The sequence below is a fragment of the Actinomadura madurae genome, assembly GCF_047130825.1.
In the GTDB taxonomy this organism is placed as follows: Bacteria; Actinomycetota; Actinomycetes; order Streptosporangiales; family Streptosporangiaceae; genus Spirillospora; species Spirillospora madurae.
In genome coordinates this window covers 2,292,371-2,316,163 of the sequence record NZ_CP083237.1, presented here as the reverse complement: position 1 = coordinate 2,316,163, position 23,793 = coordinate 2,292,371, and the positions used below count along the sequence as shown (strand labels likewise).

At 72.2% G+C, this 23,793-nt stretch carries 17 protein-coding genes; 10 read left to right on the top strand and 7 right to left on the bottom strand.

The window, feature by feature from the left end:
• Positions 1 to 7: 7 nt before the first annotated feature.
• From K8Z49_RS10650 to K8Z49_RS10635, 4 genes are all read left to right on the top strand, one after another.
• Entirely contained in the window at positions 8 to 3,202 is a 3,195-nt protein-coding gene (locus K8Z49_RS10650) for a family 78 glycoside hydrolase catalytic domain (protein WP_075020529.1), read from the top strand.
• Positions 3,199 to 6,390 carry a family 78 glycoside hydrolase catalytic domain gene (locus K8Z49_RS10645; protein WP_412518437.1) on the top strand — a complete coding sequence of 1,064 codons (3,192 nt, stop codon included), beginning with the start codon at positions 3,199 to 3,201 and terminating at the stop codon, positions 6,388 to 6,390. The genes K8Z49_RS10650 and K8Z49_RS10645 overlap by 4 nt, the downstream gene beginning before the upstream one ends.
• Positions 6,391 to 9,330 carry a glycosyl hydrolase gene (locus K8Z49_RS10640; RefSeq protein WP_412518435.1) on the top strand — a complete coding sequence of 980 codons (2,940 nt, stop codon included), beginning with the start codon at positions 6,391 to 6,393 and terminating at the stop codon, positions 9,328 to 9,330.
• Between the two features lie 90 nt (positions 9,331 to 9,420).
• Positions 9,421 to 11,463 (top strand): MGH1-like glycoside hydrolase domain-containing protein, encoded by a 2,043-nt coding sequence (locus K8Z49_RS10635; RefSeq protein ID WP_412518433.1) that lies wholly within the window; start codon positions 9,421 to 9,423, stop codon positions 11,461 to 11,463.
• A 6-nt stretch (positions 11,464 to 11,469) separates the two neighbouring features.
• Here the strand turns inward: K8Z49_RS10635 and K8Z49_RS10630 are convergent, their stop codons facing one another.
• Positions 11,470 to 12,051, bottom strand: a complete 582-nt coding sequence (locus tag K8Z49_RS10630) for a dihydrofolate reductase family protein (RefSeq protein WP_412518431.1) — start codon at positions 12,049 to 12,051, stop codon at positions 11,470 to 11,472.
• Between the two features lie 174 nt (positions 12,052 to 12,225).
• Here K8Z49_RS10630 and K8Z49_RS10625 point away from each other — a divergent pair, with 174 nt between their 5' ends.
• Positions 12,226 to 13,014 (top strand): aldo/keto reductase, encoded by a 789-nt coding sequence (locus K8Z49_RS10625; protein WP_052357592.1) that lies wholly within the window; start codon positions 12,226 to 12,228, stop codon positions 13,012 to 13,014.
• A 9-nt stretch (positions 13,015 to 13,023) separates the two neighbouring features.
• Here K8Z49_RS10625 and K8Z49_RS10620 read toward each other — a convergent pair whose 3' ends face one another.
• A complete protein-coding gene (locus K8Z49_RS10620) occupies positions 13,024 to 13,845 on the bottom strand; it encodes an SAM-dependent methyltransferase (protein ID WP_412518429.1) in 822 nt (273 codons plus the stop codon).
• 65 nt (positions 13,846 to 13,910) lie between these two features.
• Here K8Z49_RS10620 and K8Z49_RS10615 point away from each other — a divergent pair, with 65 nt between their 5' ends.
• On the top strand, positions 13,911 to 14,129 hold the full coding sequence (locus K8Z49_RS10615; protein ID WP_143118327.1) for a hypothetical protein: 219 nt from the start codon (positions 13,911 to 13,913) through the stop codon (positions 14,127 to 14,129).
• A 225-nt stretch (positions 14,130 to 14,354) separates the two neighbouring features.
• Here the strand turns inward: K8Z49_RS10615 and K8Z49_RS10610 are convergent, their stop codons facing one another.
• From K8Z49_RS10610 to K8Z49_RS10595, 4 genes are all read right to left on the bottom strand, one after another.
• Positions 14,355 to 15,227: a hypothetical protein gene (locus K8Z49_RS10610; protein ID WP_143118328.1), complete on the bottom strand. Its 873-nt coding sequence runs from the start codon at positions 15,225 to 15,227 to the stop codon at positions 14,355 to 14,357.
• Entirely contained in the window at positions 15,224 to 17,170 is a 1,947-nt protein-coding gene (locus K8Z49_RS10605) for a hypothetical protein (protein WP_412518427.1), read from the bottom strand. Before K8Z49_RS10605 ends, K8Z49_RS10610 begins: the two co-directional genes overlap by 4 nt.
• A 9-nt stretch (positions 17,171 to 17,179) precedes the next feature.
• Positions 17,180 to 17,953: a hypothetical protein gene (locus tag K8Z49_RS10600; protein ID WP_111831314.1), complete on the bottom strand. Its 774-nt coding sequence runs from the start codon at positions 17,951 to 17,953 to the stop codon at positions 17,180 to 17,182.
• Between the two features lie 72 nt (positions 17,954 to 18,025).
• A complete protein-coding gene (locus K8Z49_RS10595) occupies positions 18,026 to 18,760 on the bottom strand; it encodes a Crp/Fnr family transcriptional regulator (RefSeq protein WP_256255275.1) in 735 nt (244 codons plus the stop codon).
• A gap of 138 nt (positions 18,761 to 18,898) precedes the next feature.
• On the opposite strand from K8Z49_RS10595, the gene K8Z49_RS10590 reads away from it, so the two are divergent.
• Positions 18,899 to 19,117, top strand: coding sequence for a hypothetical protein (locus K8Z49_RS10590; RefSeq protein WP_143118327.1), 219 nt, complete (start codon positions 18,899 to 18,901; stop codon positions 19,115 to 19,117).
• Between the two features lie 53 nt (positions 19,118 to 19,170).
• Positions 19,171 to 20,064 (top strand): ribokinase, encoded by an 894-nt coding sequence (locus K8Z49_RS10585; RefSeq protein WP_111831316.1) that lies wholly within the window; start codon positions 19,171 to 19,173, stop codon positions 20,062 to 20,064.
• A 1-nt stretch (position 20,065) separates the two neighbouring features.
• On the opposite strand, the gene K8Z49_RS10580 is transcribed toward K8Z49_RS10585, so the two are convergent.
• Complete coding sequence (locus K8Z49_RS10580) at positions 20,066 to 20,449, bottom strand: PH domain-containing protein (protein ID WP_021599723.1); 384 nt, start codon at positions 20,447 to 20,449, stop codon at positions 20,066 to 20,068.
• Positions 20,450 to 20,557: 108 nt separating this feature from the next.
• Between K8Z49_RS10580 and K8Z49_RS10575 the strand changes: the two genes are divergently transcribed.
• Both K8Z49_RS10575 and K8Z49_RS10570 read left to right on the top strand, forming a co-directional pair.
• Positions 20,558 to 21,487 carry a Ppx/GppA phosphatase family protein gene (locus K8Z49_RS10575; protein WP_024935534.1) on the top strand — a complete coding sequence of 310 codons (930 nt, stop codon included), beginning with the start codon at positions 20,558 to 20,560 and terminating at the stop codon, positions 21,485 to 21,487.
• 148 nt (positions 21,488 to 21,635) lie between these two features.
• Positions 21,636 to 23,792, top strand: a complete 2,157-nt coding sequence (locus K8Z49_RS10570; RefSeq protein WP_111831317.1) for an MMPL family transporter — start codon at positions 21,636 to 21,638, stop codon at positions 23,790 to 23,792.
• The last annotated feature ends 1 nt before the right edge of the window (position 23,793 follow it).

Below are 23,793 nucleotides of genomic sequence, written 5' to 3'. Positions count from 1 at the left end.
GCCACCTATGACCGAACTGTCGAGAAGAAGGTTCGTCCAGGCGGGCGGGGTCGCCGCGGCGGCGGTCACGGCGAGCGGCGCCGTCGCCTCGCCCGCGTCGGCCGCCCCCGCGGCGGGCGGGGCCCGGACGCTGCGCCCCGCCGACCTGCGGGTCGACCACCTGCGGTCCCCCCTCGGGATCGACGCCACGAAGCCGACCCTGAGCTGGCGGTTCGCCGCCGGGCCGCGCAACGCCGTCCAGTCCGCCTACCAGGTGCGGGTCGCGACCACGGACGCTCGGTTGGGCCGGCCCGACCTGTGGGACTCCGGCAAGGTCGCCGGCGGCGCCGTGTCGGCCGTGTACGCGGGACGCGCGCTGAAGTCCCGGGAGCGGGCGTCCTGGCAGGTCCGGGTGTGGGACGGGCAGGGCCGCGCGTCCGCGTGGAGCGAGCCGTCCCACTTCGAGATGGGCCTGCTCGGAGCCGCCGACTGGACGGCCCGGTGGATCGGGAACCCCGCGTGGTCGTCCGACCCGGAGCCGGCACCGGCCACGGTCGCGTTCCCCGCCCGTTCCGCCCGGTACGTGCGGCTGAACGTGACCCGGCTCGGGCTGCCGCTCCAGGAGGGCTGGCCGTACAAGGTGTCGCGGCTCCAGCTCGCCGAGGTCCAGGTGCAGGACGGGACGTCCGGCGCGAACCTGGCGTCGAAGGCGCCCGTCACCGCGTCGGAGAGCTACACCGTCCCCGGCCAGTGGGAGCCGAAGGCCGTCACGGACGGGTCGCTCACCAGCGACGCCGCCCCGTTCGGCTACACGAGCCTGGAGCGCAAGGACCAGGCCCTCACGGAGCCCATCTGGATCCAGATCGACCTGGGGCAGGAACAGCGGTTCGACCGGATCCTGCTGTACCCGCGGACGGACGCGACGACCGACGACGGGAGGACGGCCAACTTCCCGGAGGACTTCACCGTCCAGACGTCCACCGACGGGCAGGCCTTCGACACGGCCGCCACGGTCACGGGCCAGGAGGCGCCTCCGCCGCTGCACCGGCAGCCCGAAGCGCTTCCGGTCTTCGCCCGCGAGTTCAAGGTGAGCAAGCGCGTCCGCACGGCACGCCTCTACGCCACCGCCCTCGGCGTCCTGGACGTCACCGTGAACGGGCGCCCGGTCAGTGACGCCGTCCTGGAACCGCCCTACAGCGCGTACAAGGAACGGCTGGTCTACTCGACCTATGACGTGACCGAGCTGCTGCATCACGGCGGCAACACCGTTCAGGCGGAGCTCGGCACCGGGATGGCGCACGTGCCCCCGACGCCCGGCCGCTACGAGAAGCTGACCCGGTCGGACGGCAAGCCCGCGTTCCTCGGCCAACTGGAGATCACCTACACCGACGGGTCGCGCGACGTCATCGCGTCCGGCGCCTCCTGGCGCACGGCCCTCGGCGCCACCACGTTCACCAACTGGTACGGCGGCGAGGACCACGACGCCCGCCGCACGCCGCGGGACTGGACGGACGCGATCGCGGTCGCGTCGCCCACCGCGCGGCTCGCCGCCCGCACGGCACCGCCGATCGTCCCCGTCGCCACCCTGCGCACGAAGAAGATCACGGAGCCGAAGGACGGCGTGTACGTCGTCGACCTCGGCACCAACATCGCCGGCTGGCCGCGGCTGCGCGTCAGCGGGCCCGCCGGGACGAAGGTGACGATGCGCCCCGGCGAGCTGCTCAACGACGACGGGACGGTCAGCCAGCACACCACCGGCTCGCCCATCTGGGACACCTACACGCTGTCCGGCAAGGGCGTCGAGACCTGGCATCCGCGGTTCGTCTACCACGGGTTCCGCTACCTGCAGCTCGAAGGGCTGCCGTCGGCGCCGGACGACGGCACGGTCACCGGGATCGTGCTGCGCGCCGCCAACGAGAAGGCGGGCTCGTTCACCAGCTCGCACGGGCTCCTCAACGACATCCACAAGATCATCGACCGGGCCGTGCAGAGCAACATGTACTCCGTCCTCACCGACTGCCCGCACCGGGAGAAGCTCGGCTGGCTGGAGCAGGCCAACCTGGTGTTCCCCGCCGTCGCCCGCAACTACGACGTCGACGCCTACTACGGCGCGATCGTCCGCGACATCGCCGAGGCCCAGACGCCGGACGGGCTCGTCCCCGACATCGCCCCCGAGTTCACGGTGTTCTCCGGCGGCTTCAGGGACGACCCCAACTGGGGCAACGTCATCGTGTTCGCGCCCTGGCAGATGTACCGCGCGTACGGGGACGTGGCGACGCTGCGCACCTACTACCCGAACATGGTCCGCTACGTGGACTACCTGTCCGCCAAGGCGGACGGGCACCTCCTCGACTACGGCCTCGGCGACTGGATCGCCTTCGACACCAGCACCCCGAAGGGCGTCACCGCCACGTTCGGCTACCACCGTGCCGTGTCCGCCCTCGCCCGGATCGCCAAGGTCATCGGGGAGGACGCGGACGCGGCGAAGTACGAGGCGCTGGCCGGGGACATCGGAGCGGCGTTCAACGCCGAGTACGCCACCGGCGACACCTACGGCTCGGGCAGCCAGGCGTGCGACGCGTTCGCCCTCGACATGGGCGTCGTCCCGGACGGGAAGAGGGACGCCGTCCTCGCGCACCTCGTGCACGCCATCGAGGCGAAGGGCTACCACCTGACCGTCGGCGAGATCGCCCTGCCGTCGGTGTTCCACGTCCTGTCCGCGGCCGGGCGCGACGACGTGATCCACGCGTTCGCCACGCAGACCGGCAACCCCAGCTACGGCTACCAGGTCGTCCACGGCGCGACGTCGCTGACCGAGAACTGGGACGGGCCCACGTCCGGCAACTCCCAGAACCACTTCATGCTCGGCGCGATCGACGAGTGGTTCCACGCCGGGCTCGCCGGCCTCGGCCAGACGGGCGACTCGATCGCCTTCGAGACGCTCCTCGTCCGTCCCGCCGTCGTCGGCGACGTCACCCGCGCCGCCGCCACCTACCGGACGCCGCGCGGGGAGGCCGCGACGTCCTGGCGCCGCACCGGGAAGAAGGTGCGCCTGGACGTCACCGTCCCGCCCGGCACCACGGCGCGGGTCGAGTTCCCGCTCCTCGGCGGGACGGCGAGGCCGAAGGCGCCGCGGGACGCCCGGTGGGTCGGCGTCGAGGACGGCCGCGCCGTCTTCGAGGTCGGCTCCGGCGACTGGGCGTTCGAGGGGAGCGGCTCGTGAGCGGAGGGATGAGCCGGCGGCGCTTCCTGGGGGCGTCGGCGGCCGGTGTGACGGGCGCGGTCGTCCTCGGCGACGCCGGCCCGGCCTCGGCGGCGTCCCCGGCGGCGTCTCCGGCGCGGGGGCGGACCCCGTCCGGGCTGCTCACGTCCCTGCTGCCCGCCGGGCTCGGCGTCACGGCGGCCGGGCCCAGGCTGAGCTGGCAGGTCGCCGATCTCGGACCCGGCACGAGGCAGACGCACTACCAGGTCCAGTTCGCCACCACTCCCGCCCGGCTGGAGCGCGGGCCGCGCCTGTGGGACAGCGGCCGGGTCGCGTCCGCCCGATCGGTCGCCGTGCCGTACGGCGGCCCGGCGCTGGAACCGCAGACCGCCTACTGGTGGCGCGTCCGGACGTTCGACGGGCACCGCTCGTCCCGCTGGTCCGAGCCCGCCCTGCTGGCCACGGGCGTCGGCGCGTGGACGGCCGAGCCGATCTGGACCCCGGCCGCGCCGGCTCCGGGCGACGGCGTCCTCAAGGCCCGGGTGCAGATCACCTCTGTCGCGGCGAGCCTGTGGTTCCGGGCGTCCGGGACGAGCGCCAACTACCTCTGGCAGCTCCGCGCGGGATCGCCGGGCGTGCTGAAGAAGCACGTGTGCGTCGACGGCGCCTACCGGGTGCTGGAGGAGAAGCGGCTCTCCACTCCCGTCGAGACGGGCCGCTGGTACGACGTGACCGTCTCGATGACGGGCGCGACGTTCCGGACGTCCATCGACGGCGCCGAGGTCGACACCACCACCGACGCCACGCACCGGACGGGCACGGTCGGGATGCGCAACGGCTCCACCGAGGCGAACGCCTGGGACCGCGTCACCTTCACCGCCCCGGACGGCACGGCGATCGTCGACGAGGACTTCACCGGCGGCCGCGGCACCTTCGGCGCCGGCACGGTCGCCGGGGGCGTCCTGACGCTCGGCAAGGGGCAGTCGACGCTGTCGTCGGCGGGCTCGGCGGACGACGACTGGGCCCTGCTCCGCACCGAGTTCACGCTGGAGCGGAAGCGGATCATCGCCGCCGTGCTCCACGTCTGCGCGCAGTCGCCCGCGCCCATCCGCCAGTACCCGGCCAAGATCTGGGTGAACGGCGAGGTGGCCGGGTTCGCGTCCATGCGCGGCGGGGCCGGGGCCCCGCGCTACCACTCGTTCGACGTGACGGGCGCGCTGAGGCCGGGACGGCGCAACGCCCTCGCGGCGCTCGCCTTCACCACCGCGGACAAGCGGTTCCTCGCCCAGCTCGCCGTCACCTACGCCGACGGCACGACCACCGTCGTCGGCAGCGGCCGGTCGTGGAGGGCGCGCCGCCAGGCCGGGCTGCTCCGCGACGGCGGGACGATCGGTTCGAGCTTCTACGTCGGCCCCCAGGAGTACTGGGACCTGCGGCACGAGCCGGCCGGCTGGACGAGCCCCGGCTTCGACGACGCCGACTGGCGGCCGGCGTCGGCCAGGCCCGCCATCGAGGGGCTCGAACCCGCGCTGGTCGAGCCGGTCGGGCTGCACGACGTCGAGCCCGCGTCGGTCCGGAGGGTCTCGCCCGGGACCTGGCTCGTCGATCTCGGACGGGAGATCGCGGGCGGCCTGCGCCTGTCGGTGCGCGGCAGGGCCGGGCAGACCGTCGAGGTCCGGCTCGGCGAGGAACTGAACGCCGACGGGACGGTCAGGTACGCGCTCCGCGCGGGCGTCACCTACCAGGAGACCTGGACGCTGCGAGACGGCCGCCAGACCGTCGAGCACTGGGGCTACCGGGGATTCCGGTACGCGCAGCTCATCTGCGACGACGACCTCGACCTCTCCCGCGCCGTCACCGGGCGTGCCTGGCGGGCGGCCTGGCGCGACTCCGACGCGTCGTTCTCCAGCTCCGACCCCGACCTCGACCGCGTGTACGAGATGTGCCGGTACTCGATCGAGGCGACCCGCGGCGACCTCTACACCGACACCCCGACACGCGAACGCGGCCCCTACGAAGGCGACGCGCTCATCAACCAGGCGTCCGAGTACGGCGTGCAGCGTTCCTTCGCGCTGGCGCGGGCGTCCGACGTCTATCTCGCGCGGAACCACACCTGGCCCACCGAGTACCGGCTGATGAACGTCATGTCGGCCTGGCAGGACTACCTGCACACCGGTGACCCGGAGCAGCTCGCCGCCGACTACGACATCCTCGCGGCCAAGCACCTGACGGCGTACCTCGGCGACGACGGCCTCGTCCACAAGGACCCCGGCTCGTCCAGCACGGATTTCGCCGACCTGGTCGACTGGCCGGTGTCCAACCGGGACGGCTACGTCTTCACCGAGGTCAACACGGTGGTGAACGCCTGCCAGTACGCCGCGTTCACCGCCATGGCCGACATCGCGGACGTCCTGGGCAAGACCGCCGACGCGCGGACCTGGAGGGGACGCGCCGGCAAGCTGGCCGCCGCGATGCGGGAGAGACTGCTCGACGCGTCCAACGGCCGCTTCTTGGACGGCGCGGGCACCACGCACAGCGCGCAGCACGCCACCGCGTACCCCGTCGCGCTCGGCGTGGCCGGGCCCGGCACGGTCCCCGACCCCGTCGTCCGCGCCCTGGGCAGGACGCTCGCGGACGGCGGCATGAAGGTCAGCGTCTACGGCGCGCAGTTCCTCCTGGACGCCCTGTTCGCCACCGGCCGGGCCGAGGCGGCGATCGGCCTGATGACGGCCGGCGGCACGAGCTCCTGGCTGCACATGATGGACGACCTCGGCGCGACCATCGCCGCCGAGGCCTGGGACCCCTCCCTCAAGCCCAACATGACGTTCTCGCACGCCTGGGGCTCGGCGCCCGCGAACGTCGTCCCGCGCCATGTCCTCGGCGTGCGGATCACCGCGCCGGGCGCCGCCGAGATCGAGGTCCGGCCGCGCCCCGGCGGCCTGACCCGGATCTCCGGGCGCGTTCCGACGATCCGCGGCCCGGTCTCGGTCGCGCTCGACCGGGACCACCGCCACCGCCTGGAGGTGGACGTGCCGCCCAACACCTCGGCCCGGATCGTCGTCGAGCTGGGCGACGACGACCCGCGCGCCTTCCACGTCACCGGACCCCATGCCCGCGCCCCCCGCGCCACGGGCCGCGACGCCACCGGCCGGCTCCTCACCATCGGCCCGGTCGGCTCCGGCCGCACATCAGTGATCAGGAGGAGATAGGTGAACGAGGATCTGATCGGGCAGGGGGTCACGCGCAGGCGCGTGCTGCAGGCCGGCACCGCCGCCGCGGCCGTGGCGGCGGCCGCCCCCGCCCTCGGCGGCCGGGCGGCCGCCCAGGCGGCACCGCGGCCGGGCGGGGGCGGGTTCGCCCGCCCCGGCGCGGCGGTGCGGCCCCGGTTCCGCTGGTGGTGGCCGGACGGCCTGGTCGACCCGGCGGAGATCCGGCGCGAGATCGACCAGATCGCCGCCGCCGGGTTCGGCGGCGCGGAGATCGTCGCCGTCCACCACAGCATCCGCGACAAGTCCGTCCTCGACCCCGCGGGGCACGGCTGGGGCACCCCCGCCTGGAACGCCGGCGTCGAGGCGGCGCTCGACCAGGCCGTCCGGCGCGGCATCACCGTCGACCTGACGATCGGCCCCGCCTGGCCCGCCGCCGTCCCGACGATCACGGCGGACGACGAGGCCGCCGTGCAGGAGCTCGCCTACGGGACGGTCGCCGTCGCGGGCGGCTCCACCCACGACGGCCCTCTCCCGGATCCGGTCGCCGCACCCGGGGACGGCGTGACCGAACGGCACCTCGTCGCCGTCCACGCCGTGCGGATCGACGCGGCGAACGGCACCCGCAAGGAGACCGGCCTCGACCCCGCGTCGTTCACCGACCTCACCGGCAGCGTCGCGGGGGAGCGGATCACGTGGACGGCCCCGGACGGCGGCGACTGGCTGCTGTTCGCCTATTGGCGGCGCGGCAGCGGGCAGCGGCCCGAGTCCGGCCCGCACAGCGCCCCGGACGGCCACGTCGTCGACCACTTCAGCAGGGCGGGCACCCGCGCCGTCACCGCGTTCTGGGAGGCGCACCTGCTCACCCGCGCCATCCGCAGGCTGATCAGGCGGGCGGGCGCGACCCTGTTCGAGGACTCCATCGAGCTGGAGACGGACGCGCTGAACTGGACGCCGGACCTGCCCGCCGAATTCAGGCGCCGCCGCGGCTACGACCTGATGCCGTACCTGCCGGTGGTCGTCCGCCACGACGAGGACACCATGTTCGCCTACGACGCGGCGACCACGTCCCACGTCCGGCACGACTTCTGGCTGACGCTCTCCGACCTGTTCAACGAGTACCACTTCGCGGCGATCGCCGAATGGGCGCACTCGATCGGCCTTGAGTACCGCGCGCAGCCGTACGGGCTGGAGACGGACGCGATCCACTCCTCCGCCATCCTGGACGTCCCGGAAGGAGAGTCGCTCGGGTTCAAGAACCTGGACGACTACCGCGCGCTCGCCGGAGGCCGCGACATGGGCGGGCGGAAGATCCTCTCCTGCGAGGCAGGGGCCTACCAGGGCGGCGCCTACAACACCACCTGGGGCAAGCTCCTGCGCACCATGGGCGGCGCCTACGCGGCCGGACTCAACCAGACCGTCCTGCACGGCTTCTCCTACGCGACCGCACCGGGCGCGGCGTGGCCGGGCTTCGCGGCGTTCACCCCCTACAACGGCGGCATCGGGTTCTCCGAGTCGTGGGGACCGCGCCAGCCGACCTGGCGGCACGTGCCGGACGTGGCCGGGTACCTGTCGCGCGTCCACCAGGCCATGCAGGCGGGCAGGAGCCGCATCGACGTCGCCGTCTTCCGGCAGAAGGGCTACAGCAAGACCGGCATCGGCGCCGGATGGTTCACGGCGAGCGGCGTGCCGCTGGGCTGGACGCACCAGTTCGTCAGCGCGCCCCTCCTCGAACTCCGCTCCGCACGGGTGTCCGGCGGGCGGCTCGCGCCCGACGGCCCCGCCTACAAGGTCCTGTTCGTGGAAGGCGACCGTTTCTCCGGCAAGGAGTGCACGCTGCCGCTTCACACCGCCCGGACCATGCTGAAGCTGACGAAGGCCGGCCTCCCGCTGGTCTTCCTCGGCGACTGGTCGGCCGCGACCGTCCCGGGCCTCGCGCGGGACGGCGAGAACGAGCAGTTGCGGGCGATCCTCCAGGAGCTGTTCGCCCAGCCCCGCGTCCGCAACGTCGCCGCGGAGGCGGACGTGCCCGGCGCCTTGGACGACCTCGGCCTGCGACCCGCGGTCGGCTACGCGCAGAGCTCCACCCTGCTCACCGCCCACCGGCAGGCCGGGCGCACGGACTACTACTACCTCTGCAACGGCAAGCACGCCGAGACGGTCAAGCCGCCCGTGGCCGCGATCGACCACGACGTGACGTTCACCCGCGCCGACCGCGAGGCCGTCCCGTACCGGCTGAACCTGTGGACGGGCGAGACCGAGCGCGTCGCCGTCTACCGCGAGGACGGCGACCGGGTCACGCTCCGGGTGGCGCTCCACCCGTCCGAGGCCACCGTGATCATGTTCGCGCACGGCGGGCGCGCCCCCTCGGCCACCGCGTCGGACGTCCGGGTCCGCGTCGAGGGACACCGCCTCGTCGCCCGCGCGACCACCGCCGGCACGTACACCACCACCCTCGCCGGAGGCCGCACCGTCACGACCAGGATCGGGGCGGTGCCCGAGGCGCGGACCCTCACGTCCTGGCGGCTCCGGGTGGAGGACATGACACCGGACGGAGTGAGGCGGCACGACATCGCGCTGGACGAGCTCACGGCGTGGCCGGACATCCCCGAACTCGCGGACGTCTCCGGCATCGGCACCTACACCACGACCGTGACCTGGGCGGGCGGCGGTGCCCTGCTCGACCTCGGCGAGGTCTTCGACACCTGCCGCGTCACGGTCAACGGCCGCCGCCTGCCCCCGGTCAGCGTGATCGTCCCGACCGTGGACGCCGGCCCGTACCTGCGGCGCGGCACCAACACGATCGAGGTCGAGGTCGCCACCACGCTGAACAACCGGCTCCGCGTCTCCGACCCGGACGTGTACGGCACCGCGTCCCGCCAGAGGTACGGGCTGATCGGGCCCGTGCGCCTCGTGCCCTACGCCGAGGCCGTGATCCGCTGAACAGGCGTGCGGGAGGGCGTTGGCCCGCCCTCCCGCACGGTGAACCCCTCAATCCCACGTCCTGCACAAGACCGGAAACGCGAGGAATCCATGCACAGCAGCGTATCCAGAAGGCGCCGCGGCGTCACCGCCGTCGCTCTCGGCGTCTCCGCGCTGGTCGCGGCCCAGGCCGCCCCGCTCGGCACCGCCCAGGCCGAACCCGGCCGGGTCCCGGCGCCGTGGGAGCGCTACAACCTCTCCCCGTCGTCCCGGACGCTCCACCCGGGGTCGGTGTTCGAGACCAGCGGGACCGTGGACGATGCGGACGCCGTGCTGAAGGGCCGCGCGACGCGCCTGAGCGGCGCCGGATCATCAGTCACGCTCGACTTCGGCAAAGAGGTCAGCGGCCTCCCCACCCTGCGCTTCGCCGGGTCGGACGGCCCGCGGAAGGTCGGCGTCGCGTTCTCCGAGTCGTCCACCTACGTGGACACGACGAGCGACGCGTCCACCGGCGGCCCCCGAAGCCGCGACGGCGCCCTGTCCGTGGACGTCGACGGAGCCACGTCCTACACCGCGCCCGCGGCTCAGCTGCGCGGCGGCTTCCGCTACCTGACCGTCTTCCTTGAGTCGGACGGCCGGGTCGACCTAAACAAGGTGTCGCTCTACTACACCCCCGCGCCGACGATGAAGGACCCGTCGAAGTACGCGAACCACTTCTATTCCAGCGACGACCTGCTCAACCGCATCTGGTACGCGGGCGCCTACACCGTCCAGCTCAACACCATCTCCCCGAGGACGGGCCGGATCTGGGAGCCGCCGGCGGCGCTGTGGGACAACACCGGCGTCATCGGCGCCGGCGACACCATCCTCGTGGACGGCGCCAAGCGCGACCGGACGGTCTGGCCCGGCGACCTCGGCATCGAGATCCCCAGCGCCTACGCGGCGTTCGGCGACACCGAGTCCGCACGCAACGCGCTCACCACCGTGTACCAGCACCAGCGCGACACCGGCGAGCTGCCCTACGCCGGGCCGGAGCTGGACAAGTTCGGCTCGGACACCTACCACCTGTGGACCCTCGCCGCGAGCTGGGACTACTACCGGTACACCGGCGACGCGCGCTGGCTGTCCGGCGTCTGGGACCGGTACAAGAAGGGCGTCGACTTCATCACCGGGAAGATGGACGACAGGGGCCTGGTGTCCATCACCGGCACGTCCGACTCCGTCCGAATCCTGGCCAAGGGCGAGAACCTCACCGCGAACGTGCTGATGTGGCGCGTCCTCGACACCGGCTCCCGCCTCGCCGGGACACAGGGCGACAGGGCGCTGGCCGCGTCCTACGCCGAGCGGGCCGCCGCGCTCCGCACCGCCGTCGACGCGAACTTCTGGGACGAGACCGCCGGCGCGTACAGGTTCTACCCGGACTCCACGATCCACCCGCAGGACGGCAACTCCCTCGCGGTCTGGTACGGCCTGGCAGACCAGGCGAAGGCCCGCCGCATCAGCACGTCCCTCAAGGGCAACTGGAACGAGATCACCTCCACCGCCCCCGAGAACAAGGGCAACCCGGGCGTCTTCTCCGGATCGATGGAGGTGAACGCCCACTTCGCCGCGGGCGGCCGGGCCGCCGACCAGGCCGGTGTGGACATCATCCGCCGCCAGTGGGGCTACATGCTGAATCACCCGGAAGGGACCGGAAGCACCTTCTGGGAGTCGTTCCGCAACCCCGGGGACGGGTGCGTCTTCTGCAGCTCCTACGTGAGCCTCGCGCACGCCTGGGCGACCGGTCCGACACCCGCTCTCACCTTTTCCGTCCTCGGCCTGAACCCCACCGGGACGGGCGGACGGTCGTTCGACTTCGTCCCGCACCCGGCCGACCTCACGTTCGCCCAGGGCCGCATCACGACGACGGCCGGCGCGGTCACCGCGTCCTGGAAGGTCTCCGACGGCGCCTACACCGCGCGGCTGAAGGCGCCCGGCCGGACGGTCGGCCGTGCCGGAGTGCCCACCTTCGGCGCCCGGATCAAGGTCCGCGTCGACGGCCGCCTCGTCTGGGACGGCGCCCGCGCCCGCACGAAAGGCGTGCACACCGACGGCGAATACGTGTACATCGAGGGTCTGCGAGGCTCGCACACCCTACAGAGCAACCGCACATGACGCCGGTCAGCGAAGGCGGTAGTACAGGTGCGTAACGCCGGTGCCCTCGATGACGCGGTACGGGTCCTTCAGCCGGACGGGCGCCGTGGACGGTCCGGCGAAGAAGGGGATGCCCTTACCCAGGAGGACGGGGACGAGGTCGATGCGGATCTCGTCCAGCAGCCCCGCGTCCAGGCAGGACTGGGCGGTGATGCCGCCGGCGACGCTCACCAGCCCGTCGCCGGCCGCCGCGGACGCCCCGGCGACGGCCCTCTCGATGCCGTCGGTGACGACGGTCAGGCCCGGCGGCGGGTCGTCGGGAGCCTCGTGCGTGACGAGCCAGACCGGGGCGTCGTACGGGTGGCGGCCCTCCCAGCCGTGGGTGATGTCGTACAGGCGGCGGCCGGTGACGACGGCGCCCAGGGCGTCCATCGTCTCGCGGATGTGCCGGGCGCTCGGCGCGGAGACGCGGAACGGCGGCATGCCGCCCACCGTCGGGACCTCCACCGGGCCGTTCCCGTACCAGCCGAACAGATCCTCCACCCCGTCGCCGGGGTCGGCCACGTAGCCGTCCAGGGACATGGTCATCTCGGTGACGACGGTCGCCATGGGGCACCTCTTCCCGATCGGTCCTCACCTGTACCGACCGGCGCGGGTGCCCGGACTCATCGGGCACGGGGATGTTCGGGGGGCGGTTTGGCGGGCACGATGGCGGATTGCACACCATGAAGGAGGACGGACACGGTGACCGTACCGAACGTTGATCTCATCGACGGCAACGCGATGCCGCAGCTCGGCTTCGGGGTGTTCCAGGTCGGGAACGACGAGGCCGAGCACGCGGTGGCGGCCGCGCTGGAGAGCGGGTATCGCAGCATCGACACGGCGAGCGCGTACCAGAACGAGGAGGGCGTCGGCCGTGCGCTGCGCGCGTCGGGCATCCCGCGAGACGAGTTGTTCGTCACCAGCAAGCTGTGGAACAGCGAGCAGGGCTACGACAACGCGCTGCGCGCCTGCGACGCGAGCCTGTCCCGCCTGGGCCTCGACCATCTGGACCTGTATCTGATCCACTGGCCGACGCCGAGCCGGGGCCTCTACCTGGAGACCTGGCGGGCGCTGGAAAGGCTGAAGCAGGACGGACGCGTCCGGTCGATCGGCGTCTCCAACTTCACGATCGAGACGCTGCGGCGGATCGTCGAGGCCGGTCCCGTCCCGGCGGTCAACCAGATCGAGCTCCATCCGTACTTCCAGCAGGACGGGCTGCGCGCCTTCCACCGCGACCACGGCATCCACACCGAGGCGTGGGCGCCGCTCGGGCAGGGGCACGGCCTCCTGGACGACCCGGCGCTCGGCCGCATCGCGCGGGAGCACGGCCGCACCCCGGCGCAGGTCGTGCTCCGATGGCACCTGCAGATCGGGAACATCGTCATCCCGAAGTCGGTGACGCCCGCCAGGATCGCCGAGAACATCGACGTCTTCGGCTTCGAGCTGTCGCCCGACGACCTGAAGGCCATCGGCGAGCTGGACAAGGGCATCCGCGTCGGCCCCGACCCGGCCACCTTCGAGACGGCCTAGCGGCGGGTCTCAGCGGAGCTCGCCCACGCCCACGAGTCCGGCGAACCGCTCGCCGTCGGCCGCGGCGCCGCCGGCGAGCCATTCGCGGGGGCCGGTGAGCCCCGGACGCAGCAGCTCGAAGCCGTCGAAGAACGTGTGGATCCGGGCCCGGGGGCGGGCGCCGAGGCGTGCGCTGGCGCCCTCGTACACCTTCTCGGCCTCCGCCATCTCGTCCGGGAACGCGTCCGTCGCCAGGTGGGAGAGGATCAGCCGGCTGCCGGGCGCCAGCGCGTCCCGGTAGCGGGCGACCAGGGCGCCGGGGTCGTCCTCGTCGGCCACGAAATGCAGGACCGACACCAGCAGCAGCGCGACCGGCTCGGAGAAGTCGATCAGGTCGCGGACGGCGGGATCGCAGAGGACGTCGTCCGGGCGCCGAAGGTCCGCCGCCGCGAACCCGACGTCGCCGGTCCCCGCGAGAAGGGCGCGGCCGTGCGCGCACACGACGGGATCGTTGTCGACGTACACGACCCGGGCGTCCGAGCGGGCGAGCGCCGCCGCCTCGTGCACGTTCTCCCGGGTCGGCAGCCCCGACCCGAGGTCGAGGAACTGGCGGATCCCGGCCGCGGCGGCATCCCGCACCGCCCGGCCGAGGAAGGCCCGGTTCAGCCGGACGCCCCGGACGACCCGCCCCGCGGAGATCTCCACGACGCGCTCGGCGGCCTCCCGGTCGGCGGCGAAGTTGTCCTTGCCGCCGAGCCAGTGGTCGTACATCCGGGCCACGTTGGGGGAGCCGGGGTCGAGTGCCGCGGCGGCCCGGTCCGGGGAGTCGGTCACCGGGTCATGATCGGTCATCGGCCGTCCCGCGGCAACCGGCCCCGCGTTCGTTGCGGAGAGTGACACTCTGTAACGTTCCGTATATGGGGGATGATCGGAGGAGCTGGACGGGGCCGGGCGGGCTTCGGGTGACGGCGGTGCGGCTGACGGGGGCGCACCGGGTGTGGGCGGAGTTCGCCGGAGTCCGGGGCACCAGCGCGTTCCTCGTGACGCGGAACGGGGCTCCCGTGGGGCGCGGCTACTACCGGTCCGTCGACGACCTCGCCGAGATCGTCGACCTCGCCGATCTGCGCGCGGAGTGACGGCTTGCGCCGGCCGGCCCGCCGCGGTCGGCTCCGGCACCCACACCTTCCGCGGCACCACACCGTGACCCACGGCCCGGTGGGCCGCGCGGCGGCCCACCGAGCCATCCCAGTCCTGGAGGGGACCCGGTCTCGGGGGTGACACGGAAGGATCTGGTGGTGTGGGGGAGGGACGGGGCCTTCACGTTGGAGGCAACAGGTAAAGGCCAGCGGCGCCCGCGGAATTCATCGACTTGCCCCTGGCTCGTCGAAGGGTGGGGGCGCGGGCGGGGGGATGCCGGGCACCCCGATCAGCTCCATGAGATGGCGCAGGACAAGGTCGTTCTGCATCATCAGGTCGAAGGCGTCGCGCGCTTCGTACTGCCGTACCTGGTCCGCCACGTGATCGGCGAGCTCCTTGGCCTCGACACGCCGGTCCTTCGCCATCCGCTCGACGACCTCGGCCACCGCGTCCGGGTTCTCTGCCAGTGCGACGGCGTACGGGGTCAGCCATTCACTCTGCCCGCTCTTGAGGAACTGCTGCCACAACAGGCGGCGGTCACCGAAATACATTACGAGCCGGCGCGCGAGGTCATGCTCGTTAGCTGCGTTCTGCCGCTTAATCCACGCTTCGCGCTGGACGTCCCGCACGGATTTGTCCAAGGCCACGATCGTCCGGTGATCGATGGGGCGCGCTTCCCCGTCGGTCTGGTCTCCCGAGAGGAATTCCAGCCTGGTAACGGCGAAGAGGGTCGCGGCCACCTGGTCGAAGTGCTTCTCCGCCTCGCCCGCCTCGTACGGGGCGAAGTCACGCGACACCGCCCGTACCTGTGTGGCCAGGCGCTCTTTCACAATGAACTGGTGCTCTTCGGTACGCGCCGCGAGCACTTCCGGATACTCGTGTCCGGTCACGCACCAGGTGAAATGGACGGTGACCGAAAAGGTGTAGCCATCGCCCTTCGCTGGAACAACGAGATGGAAGGCGCCCGGATGGTGCACCGCCCGGAACGCACCTCCGGAACGCTGTAACCATCGCCGCAGGCGAGTACCGAGACTGAGGTAGGTAGGAACTCTATCGACAGGGCCGTGGTTGCCGCAGTTCATGCGAACCGTGCTCATTTCATGAACTCCTTCGTGAGAAGGCCGTAGAACCGCATGCGTGGACGTAACCCCGGTTCCGCATGGAGGTCGTCCCGCAGCGCGTCGAAGCGAGTGCCGTCTTTCGCCCAGCCGCGCAGGGCATTCCAAGGATCCTGTCCGCAGTATTGGGAGAGCAGGACCTGACGCCACAGCTCCCCGACGAGCGCGGGATCCTCCTCGTAATGCGCGAGGATGCGGGGTCGCCCGCCGTGCGTCAGCTGTGCGACTTTCGTCAGGCACGCGGCCACTAGCCTGCCCAGCTCCCGTGAATCCGATCGCGCCCAGCTGAGCAGATGGCTGAGCACCACACGGGTGGAGCCGCTCGCGTACAACTCCACCACGGTGTCGCGGATGGCGGGGTTCAAGGCGTCGGGATGGCGGCGGGCGATCGACTTCAGCGCCTCCATGGCCTGTCCGGCGGCCTGCTCGCCGAGCAGTGTGCCGAGCAGCCGGACGGCGGTCGACTGCCGGGCGATTTCTTCCGGCCGTGCCTGCTGCAACCACGTTCGGAGAAGGCCCGCTACACGGTCATGCCGCTGAGGGCATTCGGCGACGACCGCCTCCAGTGCCCATGCGGCGGCCATGTGCAGCGCCTCGAAACGGCTGGCGGCCCATCCGGCGATGCAATGCTCGTAGACGAAGTCGAAATCGTAGGCGGCGAACCGCCCCACGGTCTGGGCCGCTTTCAGCCGCACCAGCGGGTCGTTGTCGCGGGCCAACCGCGACAGCCAGTCGAGCAGCGCTTGGTGCGCGACCACGTAGTCGAGCCAGAGCGCGTCCAGTACCGCGGGGGCGAACTTCGCCCGGAACGACAGCCTCCGGTCCACCTCCTGCACGATGTGGGGCCGTTGCTCGCGGGCGTGCTGAAGCCAGTCATCGAGCATGGCCGCGAAGGGAAGCATGCCCAGCTTCGCGTCCTCCTTCTGTTTCTCGACCTCGAAAAGCCGCCCGGCGAGGTCGTAGGCCGCGCGGCAGACCTGAACCGTGGGCTGCCCGTCCAGCACGGCCCCCGCGATCACGAAGGCCCGGCGTCCAAGGTCCCGCTGGTCGTCCTCCTGATGGAGCACGGCGCGCGCCTCATGTCGCCATGGGTCCGGACGGTCGCTGCAGACGTCCTCGACCGATCCGCCCGATCGCAGCGCGGCGGCCAGCCTGACGGCCAATTCCCTGGCGTCCCGCGGGCTGGTCGGTTCTGCTGGAATCCGGCCCAGGACCTCTGTGGGGTCGTGCGGTCCTCCGGCAAGCCGGTGGCCCAGCTGACGGGCCAGCACGTCACACGGGTCTGGCCGCTGATGGTCGGTGACGAGCTCCGACACCTCGCTCGTGTCCGAATCCTGACCCACCACGATGACCATCCGGGCATCGAGCTCCTTGAGCATGTCCCGGCACCCCAGAAGGTCCACCTCTGTGAGGCGCTTGGCCCAGCTCTGCCCGGACGCCTTGTACAGATATCCATGCCCAGGGCTGAGCTTCCCCTTGTCTAGCAGGGTGGGCGGCTCTGTCGAGCGGATCATCCGCAGCTCATGACATCGGTGAGCCAACGCTGCCAGGGCGGTGGTCGTACGCCCCGTTCCCGGCAGTCCTTGCAGTACGGCGACGGGCTCGTTGTCGAGACGGTGGACCAGTGCTTCCTTGGACGCGGTACCGGCGAACCGCAGCCTGATGTCGTCCCGGCGTTCCGGGGGGACAGGGGCGAGCTGCCACGAGTCCTTCCCCTCGGCCATGTGGATGTGCTTGTCGCCTGTGACCTTGTCTCCGCCGAACGCGTCCCCTCCGTGGGCTGTGTTCGGTGGTCTGAACTGGTCGTTGAACATCCGCCGGAGTTCCCGCACCTGCTCCTGGAGCCGTCTGAGCTCCGACGGGCTTCGATCCTGCTCCGGAAGGCCCTCCAGCGCCCTGGGCTCTCCCTCGTCGTCGGACATCGCGGCCGCCTAATAGATGTTCTTGTTACCAGCGACTTTGTCCCCACTGAAGGCGTCTCCCCCATACGAGACGTTCGCCGCCCGGTTCCCCGCCTTGTCTCCATGTGGGTAGGGGGGCGAAGGCGGAAGCGCGGGCCCAGGTTCGCCGCCCTCGGTCCCGTTTTCCGGGTCATAGGGACTGAGCGCGGCGATGGTCGCCAGATCGAACCGTGGAACGTACAGATAGGCGCGATAGACCTGCTTTTTCACGGCGACGCACACCGGGCGGAAGAGTGTCGGACGGGGATGTCCGGGCCCCTGGGTGATGTAGTCACGGTAGATGTCGGAGGAGACGATGATTCCCAAGTCCGCCTCGGAGAGCTCGCGCATCGCCACTCGCAGCGGGTCGGAGTCGCGCAGGCGAGCCGGTTGCACCGCGTGCTGGCCAGGCCACCCCGTCGCGCCGTCCAGATGGAGCGGACCGATGTGGACGGCCATGCGGAGCCGGAGACGGGTAAACGTCTCCTCCGCTTGCCGCCTGTTGTACGACCCCAGTGCCGCGTCCAATTCACGGACGAACACATCCATCAGCGGCCCTGTGTCAGTGCCCGCCGGCAGGACCACGTAGACGCCGTCACCTCCGTCTTGGCGCTGCCACGCACGACGGTTCAGCCGGGCCACGTCGGCGGCGTCGTCCAGTATCCGGCCGAGCGCGGCCTGCAGGGTCCGCTGCTCGGCGTCAGTACGGCTGCTGTAGTCTTCGATGTCGACCGTGAACAGAACACGGTATTCGGGAACGCCCATCTTTTCCTCCGATGCTCCGGGTGCCCAGAGCATCGGGCCAGACCATGCACGGCAATCCGGATAAATCCGGGTTCAGTGCAGATCCGCGAACTCGGTGAGCCGAGCGAGATCGGTGATGACCACACGGCGGCGTCCGGCGACCGACACCAGCCCGTCCGAAGTGAGTGCGCGCAACGCCTTCTGCACCGTGTCCTCCTTGGCGCCGACCAGGCCGCCCAACTCGGCCTGAGTCAAGGGGATGCCCAGGTCCACTCCCGCGTCGCAGGGACGCCCGTGCCGGCCGGCGAGGGCGAGCAGAACCCGAGCCAAGCACTGCCCGGCCGTGTAACCGGCGAAATCAAGGCGTCGCTGGTTGGACCAGCGGAGCCGCTCGATCGTCATCTGGTTCAGGATGAGCGCCGCGGCCGGGTGCCGTTGGAGGAAGCCGACGAACGCCTCACCTCGGATCTGGCACACAACCGCCCGGCCGCATGTGACGACGGTCGCGGACCGCACCGTCTCGCCGAGGACCGCCATTTCTCCGATCATGTCGCCGCTCACCCGGAGCGCCAGCAGCGCCTCTGTGCCGTTCTCCACCCGAGCACTCACCTTGACCAGCGCGTCGATCAGTAACCAGACCGAGCCCGCGGGATCTCCCTGCCGCACCAGAGCACGGTGCGGCCCTAGCGAATGCAGCACGCCCAGCCTGAGCAACCTCGTCCTGTCCGGGACCGAAAGCCGACTCAGGAAGGTGCCCTTCGGCCACGTGCGAGCCTCGAACACGACAGTCTCCGGGTTTCTACGAGGCAAGGGATCGGTGGCGACCACGACACCATCATGCGTCAACGGCACCGGGCGGAGTAGCCGTGAAAATGAGGCCGGTGGAGGAGCCCTCCGTGCGCGGAGCCGAGCCCGAGAGAACCCGCGGCAGGCATACTCGATGTCACGGAGTATAACGCTCCGTATATGGGGGATGATCGGAGGAGCTGGACGGGGCCGGGCGGGTTGCGGGTGACGGCGGTGCGGCTGACGGGGGCGCACCGGGTGTGGGCGGAGTTCGCCGGAGTCCGGGGAACCAGTGCGTTCCTCGTGACGCGGAACGGGGCTCCCGTGGGGCGCGGCTACTACCGGTCCGTCGACGACCTCGCCGAGATCGTCGACCTCGCCGACCTGCGCGCGGAGTGACGGCTTGCGCCGGCCGGCCCGCCGCGTGTAGTCGGTTACCTGTGGAAAAGCGCATGTGGGACGTCGTCGTGGTGGGGTCGGTCAACGCGGACCTGGTGGTGGGCGTCGAGCGCCGGCCCGCGCCGGGGGAGACCGTGCTCGGCTCCGACCTCGTCACCCATCCGGGCGGGAAGGGCGCCAACCAGGCGGTCGCGGCGGCCCGGCTCGGCGGCCGGGCCGGGATCGTCGGGCGGGTCGGCGACGACGGGCACGGCGCGCTGCTGCGCGCCGCCCTCGCCGCGGACGGCGTCGCCCTCGACCACCTGGTCACCACGCCGGACGCGCCGACCGGCGTCGCGCTGATCACGGTCGGGCCGGACGGCGACAACAGCATCATCGTCTCGCCCGGCGCCAACGCCCGGCTGGGCCCCGGCGACGTCGAGGACGCCCGGGAGATGATCGCGGGGGCGGCGGTCGTGTCGTTCCAGCTGGAGGTGCCGCTGCCCGCCGTGGAGGCCGCCGCCGGCGCCGCCGCGCGCGCGGGCGGGCGGGTCGCCCTCAACCTCTCGCCGCCCGCGCCGATCCCCGACGGGCTGCTCTCCCTCTGCGACCCCCTCGTCGTCAACGAGCACGAGGCCGCCTTCCTGCTCGGCGGGGACGGCGACCCCGCGCGCATGGCGGCCGCGCTCGCCGGCTCCGGGCCGCGCTCGGTCGTCGTCACGCTCGGCGCCGACGGCGTCGTGGTCGCCGGCGGCGGCGGCACGACCGCCCTCCCGTCGCCGAAGGCGAAGGCCGTCGACACCACGGGCGCGGGCGACGCGTTCACCGCCGCGCTCTGCCTGCGGCTCGCCCGCGGCGACGCCCTGCCGGACGCGGCCGCCTACGCCACCCGCGCCGGGGCCGCCGCCGTCCGCCGGGCGGGGGCCCAGAGCTCCTTCCCGACGCCGGACGAGCTGCCCGGCGGGTAGCTCAGCGGCCGGTGCGGGCGCGGAGCCGGTACAGCTCGTCGGCGACGTCGTGGACGTCGGCGCCGAGGTCGAACGCGCTCAGCAGGTGCAGGTCGTCCGCGGTCTCGACCTCCAGCATCCGCGTGTGCAGCAGGAGCCGGCGGCGCTCGTCGACTCGGATCGCGGTCACCTCGTCCCACCGGACGCGGCGGCGCCCCGCGTAGCCGGACGCGACGGTGAGGCCGTCGCCGTCGGCGGCCAGCCGGACCGGCGCGACCAGGTCGCGCAGCGCGAGCGCGTTCAGCCCGATCGCCGCGGCGCCCGCCAGGAACAGGAACTGCGGGTCGTGCGAGTACAGCACCACGAGCGCCGTGACGGCCGCCGCCGCGGCGCACTTCACCGCCACGTGACCAGGCGGTACACGCCACCGTCGTTCCGGACTCGCCTCCATGCACGAGACCATAGCCGCAGCGTGACGCTGCCCGCGCCGGGGGCGTCCGATAGCGTCGGCACCATGCGACTCGGCGTGCTGGACGTGGGCTCGAACACCGTGCATCTCCTGGTGGTGGACGCGCACCAGGGGGCACGGCCCCTCCCCGCGTTCTCCCACAAGGCGGATCTACGGCTCGCCGCGCACCTGGAGGACGGCGACCGGCTCTCCGAGGAGGGCGAGCGCCTGCTGCGCGACTTCGTCGACGAGGCGCTGCAGATCGCGGAGGACAAGGGCGTCGAGGACATCGTCGCGTTCGCCACCTCCGCCGTCCGCGACGCCGCCAACGGGGACGAGGTGCTCGCGCGGATCCGCGACGACAAGCGGATCGACATCCGGGCGATGTCCGGCGACGAGGAGGCGCGGCTGACGTTCCTCGCCGTCCGGCGCTGGTTCGGCTGGTCGTCGGGCCGGCTGCTCGTCGTGGACATCGGCGGCGGCTCCCTGGAGATCGCGTGCGGCATCGACGAGGAGCCGGACGTGGCGTTCTCGCTGCCGCTCGGCTCGGTCCGGCTCACCCGCGACCGGTTCACCGCCGACCCGCCGCCGCCGGATGAGGTCCGCGAGCTGCGCCGGCACATCCGGACGGAGATCGCCCGCAAGGTCGGGGACGTCGCCCGCTACGGGCCGGCGGACCACGCGGTCGCCACGTCCAAGACGTTCCGGCAGCTGGCCCGGATCGGCGGCGCCGCGCCCTCGGCGGAGGGCCCGTACCAGCGGCGGGTCCTGGCGGCCGACACCCTGACCGAGTGGACCGAGAAGCTGGCGAAGATGGCCGCCGCCGAGCGGGCCGAGCTGCCCGGCGTGTCCGAGGGCCGCGCTCCGCAGCTGCTCGCGGGGGCGATCGTCGCGGACGCCGCGATGGACCTGTTCGAGCTCGGCGAGCTGGAGGTCTGCCCCTGGGCGCTGCGCGAGGGCGTCATCCTCCGCCGGCTGGACATGATCGTCGGCTGATCCGGCGGAGACGGGGACGTTCCCCGCAATAACGGCTGTCCGGAAATGGTCTGCCGTAGGCCATAACTAGACGCGCTTTGTCTTTACCCCCCGGGCCGCGGCCACGTAGGGAGGAAACTGCGGGCGGCTCTGATCCTGGGGGTTCTTGATGACGGGTGCGAACAGGTTCTCCTCCCTGCCCTGCGGGCGGCGGGGCAAGTGGGTCGTGCTGGCCGTCTGGATCGTCATCCTGGCCGTCGCGATGCCGCTGGCCGGCAAGCTCACCGGCGCGCAGACCAACGAGTCGTCGGCGTGGCTGCCGAGCAACGCCGAGTCCACCCGGGTCGTCGAGGAGTCCGAGCGGTTCACGCCCGCCGACACCTTCCCGGCGGTGATCGTCTACCACCGGGACGGCGCCCCGCTGACCGCCGCCGACCGGGCGAAGGCCGCGGCGGACGTGCCCCGGCTGCGGGCCGTCACCGGCGACCCGGAGGGCTCCGACCCGCCCCGGCGGCTCGCCGTGGACGTCCAGGGCCCGATCCCCGCCAAGGACGGCACGGCCCTGGAGACGATCGTCTCGGTCCAGGTCGGCAACGGGGGCTGGGACCTGCTCGGCCCCGCCGTCGACGACTACCGCGACATCGTCCAGCGTGGGGACCCCGGCCTGTCGGCGCACGTGACCGGCCCGGCCGGGTACGCGGGCGACTTCAGCAACGTCTTCGCCGGCTTCGACGCGACCCTGCTGCTCATCACCGCCGCCATCGTCATCGCGATCCTGCTGATCACCTACCGCAGCCCGATCCTGTGGCTCGCGCCGCTGCTGTGCGTGGGCTTCGCGCTGACGGCCGCCCAGGCGCTCATCTACCTGCTGGCCGCGCACGCCGGGCTCACCGTCAACGGGCAGGCCGCGTTCATCCTGACCGTGCTGGTCTTCGGCGCCGGCACCGACTACGCGCTGCTGCTGGTCGCCCGCTACCGGGAGGAGCTGCGGCGGCACCGCGACCGGCACGAGGCGATGGCGATCGCCCTGCACCGCGCCGGCCCCGCGATCATCGCGAGCGGCTCGACGGTCGCGCTCGGCATGCTGTGCCTGCTCGTCGCCGTCCTCAACTCGACCAAGAGCATGGGCCCGGTGATGGCGATCGGCGTCGTCGTCGCGCTCGCCGCGATGGTCACGCTGCTGCCCGCGCTGCTGGTCATCGGCGGGCGCTGGATGTTCTGGCCCCGCCGCCCGGCCTACGGGACGGCCGAGCCGTCCGAGCGGGGCCTGTGGGCGCGGGCCGGCGCCGCCATCGCGACCCGCCCCCGCATCACCTGGATCGTCACCGCCGTGGTGCTCGGCGCGCTCGCCACCGGGATCTTCGGCCTGCGCACCGGCTCGCTGCCCAGCAAGGACGCGTTCAGCACCGGCAAACCGGACTCGGTCACCGGCGAGGAGGTGCTCGCCCGGCACTTCCCGGCCGGGAGCGGATCACCCGTCCAGATCGTCACCAACGCGGGGACGCAGGACGAGGTCACCGCGGCCCTCGCCACCGTCCCCGGCCTGACCGCGGTCGCGCCGGCCGGGAACGACCCGGGGCGGCCGATCGAGGGCCGGGTGTACCTGGAGGGCACGCTCACCGCCGCGCCCGACAGCGAACGGGCGTTCACCGCGGTCGAGCGCGCCCGCACCGCCGCGCACGCCGTGCCGGGCGCGGACGCCCTGGTCGGCGGGACGTCGGCGGTGACGCTCGACATCAACGACGCCTCCCACCGGGACCAGAACGCCGTCATCCCGCTGGTCCTCGTCGTCGTGCTCGCGATCCTCGGGCTGCTGCTGCGCGCCGTCGTCGCGCCGCTGATCCTCGTCGCGACCGTCGTGCTGTCGTACGCGGCGGCGCTCGGCGTCAGCGCGCTGGTGTTCAACCACGTGTTCGGGTTCGCCTCGGCGGACCCGTCGTTCCCGCTGTGGGCGTTCGTGTTCCTCGTGGCGCTCGGCACCGACTACAACATCTTCCTGATGACGCGCGTCCACGAGGAGGCCAAGCGGCACGGGACCCGGCGCGGCGCGCTGATCGGGCTCGCCGCGACCGGCGGGGTCATCACCTCGGCGGGCGCCGTCCTCGCGGGGACGTTCGCCGCGCTCGGCTCGCTGCCGCTGGTGTTCGTCGCCGAGCTCGGCTTCACGGTGGCGTTCGGGGTGCTGCTCGACACGTTCATCGTCCGGTCGGTGCTGGTCACCGCGCTGAACCTGGATCTCGGCCGGCACATGTGGTGGCCGAGCGCGCTGTCCCGGGCCCGGTCCCCGGCCGCCGCGCGGGAGGCCGCCCCCGCCGCCCGCGAGTAGC